The sequence below is a fragment of the Paenibacillus radicibacter genome (assembly GCF_024721995.1).
Lineage (GTDB): Bacteria > Bacillota > Bacilli > Paenibacillales > NBRC-103111 > Paenibacillus_AM > Paenibacillus_AM radicibacter.
This window is the reverse complement of the sequence record NZ_JANQBC010000027.1, coordinates 1-5,264: the sequence shown is the minus strand read 5'-3', so window position 1 is coordinate 5,264 and position 5,264 is coordinate 1. Positions and strand designations below refer to the sequence as shown.

General features: G+C 42.8%; 5 protein-coding genes. All 5 read right to left on the bottom strand.

Translation table 11 applies throughout. The features are described from left to right. Positions 1 to 171 precede the first annotated feature (171 nt). Entirely contained in the window at positions 172 to 297 is a 126-nt protein-coding gene (locus tag NV379_RS25735; RefSeq protein ID WP_258210193.1) for a hypothetical protein, read from the bottom strand. 353 nt (positions 298 to 650) lie between these two features. Further along, complete coding sequence (locus NV379_RS25730; protein WP_258210192.1) at positions 651 to 1,946, bottom strand: RES family NAD+ phosphorylase; 1,296 nt, start codon at positions 1,944 to 1,946, stop codon at positions 651 to 653. 337 nt (positions 1,947 to 2,283) lie between these two features. Then, positions 2,284 to 3,126: a tyrosine-type recombinase/integrase gene (locus NV379_RS25725; protein WP_258210191.1), complete on the bottom strand. Its 843-nt coding sequence runs from the start codon at positions 3,124 to 3,126 to the stop codon at positions 2,284 to 2,286. 153 nt (positions 3,127 to 3,279) lie between these two features. Further along, positions 3,280 to 3,729, bottom strand: a complete 450-nt coding sequence (locus tag NV379_RS25720; protein ID WP_258210190.1) for a GNAT family N-acetyltransferase — start codon at positions 3,727 to 3,729, stop codon at positions 3,280 to 3,282. Positions 3,730 to 4,091: 362 nt separating this feature from the next. Further along, complete coding sequence (locus tag NV379_RS25715) at positions 4,092 to 5,006, bottom strand: phosphotransferase (protein WP_258210189.1); 915 nt, start codon at positions 5,004 to 5,006, stop codon at positions 4,092 to 4,094. Positions 5,007 to 5,264 lie beyond the last annotated feature (258 nt).

Genomic DNA, 5,264 nt, shown 5'->3' with positions numbered 1-5,264 from the left:
ATGTGGCGGCATACACAGCATTTGAATACTTTTTCAATAACGTCGAAAAAGCATCCATGTCTCCACGTTTAGCCCTTAAGACATATTCATCATCGTTTAGCACAACCCCAAACTACCTCCTTGATCGTGTCTCTAGAATTAAGACGTAATTTCTGTATGAAACCAGTCATATTACATCAAGTTTTTATGAATTCTAGTCTGCCTACCAAGAAATAAATCGATAGCAGCACCACAGCAGATCGACCAATCAGACCCTTGGTCATTAAGAAATGTACAGGCTTGCGAATTATTCTTCATAATAAGCAACCCTCCCTAAAAGCTATGTTTCATTAGTTATTAGGTAGATTTTACAGTATGTGGGATGTAACTTCCATGCTGATGTTAACGTGATCTGCTCGTTAGCGCAACAAGGCTGCCAATCAAGCTGGCAGCCTTGTCATGGTAAAAGCAGACTACGACAGCCTGCTCAATAATGTGTGTTATTAAACTATCCTGCTCGTTAGTTGAGAAAAGGCTGCCATTTGGCAGCCTAAAACATTTGAGCTATCGTTCCCCGTTAGTTTAGCGCTTGCCTATCGGAGCCAGCCGGAGGTATACCGTTCTTGTAGTGAATTACTAGAGAAACCAGATATAGTAATCAAAGTAGGCTATTAATTTTGCTCACTAGATGGTACTTCAAGAATTTCACTTGACTGATATTTAAACCAGCTGTCCATATAATCAAAAAAAACATAATTATTCGCATCTTTGTGAACGCTCTTATATTTTATTGCATGAATCCCCGTGATCTGACAGCATTGCGCAATAAAGTTTGGTATTAAATACTCTCTTCTGAGCTTTCCATCACTTAATGCGGGAAACAAACAGTATCGAAATAGTTCATTATCATTTTCTGAGAGATCTATTACTTCGATTTCAGTATCAATAGCAACTTTCATAACATCTAGTAGAGTACCAGGGCTCTGTTTCATTTCAAGTAAAGCTGCAGTTTGATCCTCCGATGTATATAAAACCCCATGACCTGTCATATTGAATCGACCTTGTGAACTAACTCCAATTGGTGCTTCCCACATTTCAGCTTCTGTCCGAATCATCGCTTTAGCATCGTGCATTCGGCATCGATATAAATCTGATGCTACATGCATTTTTCTAGACATATCTTTAATCGCATCACGAATAGTCTGTCCAACTTTATGCTCTAATGCTAACATTGAGAAACGCATAAGATGACTAAGAAAGCTTATTACTTCCTCTTCAGTTATTTGTTTTAGAATGTCCATGATACTAAGCGCACTAGGAAGTTCCCCGAACGGAATTCGGGGTGCAGAGCCTTCTTCATCGGAAACTAATTCGATAGTAGGCTCGTCCCCAGAGCGTTCTTCTGGTTCTGTTTGGACAATTTTATATTGATCAGGGAGATTATTAAAGCGAATACGAAAATCCATCATAGCTTTCATAACTGGAGAACTTACACCAGGATAACCTATGGCTGATTGTATAATCTGATGTCGTTTACGCTCATCTGGTACAACTTCATGAAGCCTGGTTAGTGTATGCCCGAGCTGTGTTATTGTACTTTGAAATTCTAAAAAAGGGTTTGTCATTCCCGCGATTGCCCGTTGAGTAGGGTTAAGGCTTTCATACGGAAGCATATCTCTTCTGATTGCATATTGAGCGGGACTAAGTCTTTCTTTAGTCTCGAGATCTATTTTTGCATTAACAGCTGGTGAAGACTCTGTTACACTTCTATAAGATTGCTCCCATTGTATTGCTTTTAACATGGGAGAAGGCTCTAGAACGCCTCTTAAGGCATCATTGTTTTCTATTGCCTTTGCCATTGGGGACGGCTTAAAAGCACATCTTTGTTTTTCAGTAATACGTAACGGCTCGTTTAAGTTTCTCTTTACTATCGAATAAGATAGTTTTTGTGGGGTTTCTTTTTCCATGGGGCACTCCCTGATATATAGATATAATCCTTTCTAACTTACGCGCGAGAGTAATTAATTCGATTTCACTCCTTAATTATCCTGCTTTGTATTACGAGGGTCTGCCATAAAGAGGACTGGATGTGTTAATCCACGCCGATCTAAGAATTAGAATTCCGTAAACCTTGGTTCCTAGTACACTGAAAAATGGTTGCGAGTGTAGGGTGGGGAACGATAACAATGGTATTGCTAATAAACGCATGCTTCCTCGAATGCTGGAATCTCATTCTACTAATCTGCCCTTTAGTTTAGTAACATTTTACTTAGGAGCATTTCATCTCGTAATATTACGGAAAAGCTAAAAAAACCGACGGTAGAGTTCTCGTCGGCGTTCCCCACGCAGCTGGGCATAAATTTGAGTGGTTGATGCTTTTTCATGCCCCAACATACCTTGAATGAAATCTAATGGTGCTCCGTTATCAAGAAGCTGACACGCATAAGTATGACGAAAGCGATGCGGGTATACATTTGCTTCGATCTCTCCCCGATTAGCAAGCCGTTTTAATGTCCACCTAATCGTCGGAATAGCCATTCGTCTTGTCGGATGTGTATCGGTTGCAAATAAGGCCTTACAGGAATCCTCACGGCTCGCGAGATACTTCTTCATCCACACTTTACACTCGGTTGTAAAGTATACCTCTCTCTGTTTTGAACCCTTGCCATTTACAATAGCGGAGCAGTTCTCCCAGTTCAGGTCTTCAATGTTTAACTTCTCCACTTCTCCAACCCGGCAGCCGGTACTGTAGAGAAACTCCAGAAGTGCCCTTTCCCTCAGGGACTGGCAACAGATTTTCAAGTGAATGACATCTTCCTCGATCAAAAACTTAGGAATACGCTTGTCCATTTTGGGTTCGCGTAACTTCAAAGCTGGATTTGAGGTTAAGTATATTTCTTCATAGGCAAATCGAAATAGAGAACGAACAAAACGGATACGATGTCCTAAACTACTAGGTTTCAACCGACTTGACTGCTTTGCTAAGTATTCCTTCAATAAGTTAAGTGTAACTTCAGTAATATCCAGGTCTCCTAGTTCTCTTAGTAACATCTTGAGCTGCAGAGCGTAGGCTTTCAATGTACTCGAACTAAATCCCTGGATACGTTTATCAGCTTCATACAGTCGCCATAACTCACTTAAAATCATAAAAAAACCTCCCATAAGTTCTAATAAATCTAGTTTTTCTTTTTATGGAAGGTTTTAATCTATTTAACTAGCGTTATCCGTTACTTCAATAAACGAAAAAGGAGCTATTAGATCAGCTCCTCAACAATTGTCATACGCCAACGTAGGGGTGAATTACTTCAGAGAGTAGTTGACCCATTCGATCCGCCTCGCTCCTCGCTCCTCGAAAAATTGCTGCGCTCTTGTATTGCCTGGGCCGGTGAGCCAGGTCATATTCGCAAATCCATACTCCTCCGTATACCTCGAGCAAGCGGTAAACAATTGAATCTCCAGATCGCTGTTCCTGTAAGTCTCAAGGACGAATAAATCATTCATGACGGTGATCTTTTGGGCTTTCATCGTACTGAACGTGAAATACAAGGTTGCAAAACCAACCGGCTGCCCTTTGAATTCGGCAATGAATTGGACGCCGCTTTGCTCGTGAAGCAAAGTGCGGATCAAGGAATGAATTGAAATGTCTGATGGCCAGGCGTTGCCGTAAAATCCGACAATGTACTGCTGCATTAAGCTTGTAAGCGCCTCAAGATCGGCTTCAGTTGACTTTCTTACATCATATAAATTCATGGAATTCCCTCCCTGCACGATTGCATCATTATACATATTATTTTATATTAATTCAATAAATTTAAGGCATGAAATCCATCGATCCTCCAACACCTATTTGGTTAATGATTCCATATATTATATTATCACAAACCCCTTTAATATGAACTCTACTGCCCGTTACTTCAATGAAAACAGGGAGCAACTACCGCAGTAGTTTGCTCCCTGGCTATTCAACAAACGTGTCCCGTTAGCGCAACGACTTAATCTGTTGAATTTCATGTTCCTCAACATAAAGCGGCATCAGAGAAGGCGGATCGTACCTTATCGCGTCCTTTAGGTGCCGATAGCCATAGCCCCATAGCCGCAACGAAATAATGAGCCTAATCCGACAGTGCCCGCATGATGTTGGATTTCGCCTCTGCCGCAATCGCTTCATTCCCGTCATCGACCGCTTGCATTAAGATCAGTATGGGGATGTATACCGCAATCAGCCGTACCAGCAGCTTCGTTTCCTCGTCCGCTCCTCCGTACGTTTCGAAAAACACGCCGCGAGCGTAAGGTGGTAAAAAGCTATAAGCAACGCTCAAATCGCAAGCCGGATGTCCTACGCTCAGATCGCCCCAATCAATGATGCCGGAAACGATCCCGTTCTCATTCACAAGCATATTTTTGAAATGAAGATCGCCATGTAGCAGTGCATTCACCGCCTCGACACGGTCCTTTTGCAGCCTGCTAATATACGCTTCGATCACACTGGACTCCTCCGGCGACAAGTGTTCAACCACCTTCGATAGAAAGCCCTCCAATTTCACTTTGCGCGATGCTATGTCCGTCAAGTTTCGATGATCTTGCTGAACTCCGCACTTCAGCGCCGCCTGCACCGGAAACTCATGCAATCTCCGTAAAAATTTCGCCAGCGTCTCTGCCGATAAAGCCCGGCGTTCTTCCGTCAAACCGATGGGGAAATCTCCTGGCACGTAGGCATAGCCAAGAAATGGTGCCGGGTATTCGTCACTTGCTTCGCCATAAAACAACGGTTTCGGATAGGGGATGGTCATATATGCCTCCAGCTTCGGCAGCAGCTTCCCTTCCATACGAATCGAGCCAACTGCAATCGTTCTTCTTGGAAACCGGAACACGTACTCGTCACCGATGAGAAAAACCGTATTGTCCCAGCCCCAGCCCAATCGCTTCACTTGCTTCGATGACAGCTGAGGGAATTGTCTGCCGATCAGCGTCCGCGCCTGCTCTTCGTTAACCTCCCACTCCGCATCGCATACATTCGTTCCTCCCATGAATTGTCTGCCTCCTTGTTCCTTACGTTATTTAGATGTTTACATTCTCTGGAAGTTACGCATAACTGCCCGTTAGCGCAACGCGGCTGACGATCTATGCCGGCAGCCGCGTTTTAATTAAGCTATAGTTTTCGTTAGTTGAATAGTGGCAGCCATAAAGATAAGACGCTAAAAATACTCAATCTGAGAGAATGCTTTTTGTAATTTTCAACAGTTCACTTTTGCTTGCAGTCGTACTACTCAAGACAAAATGAGCTG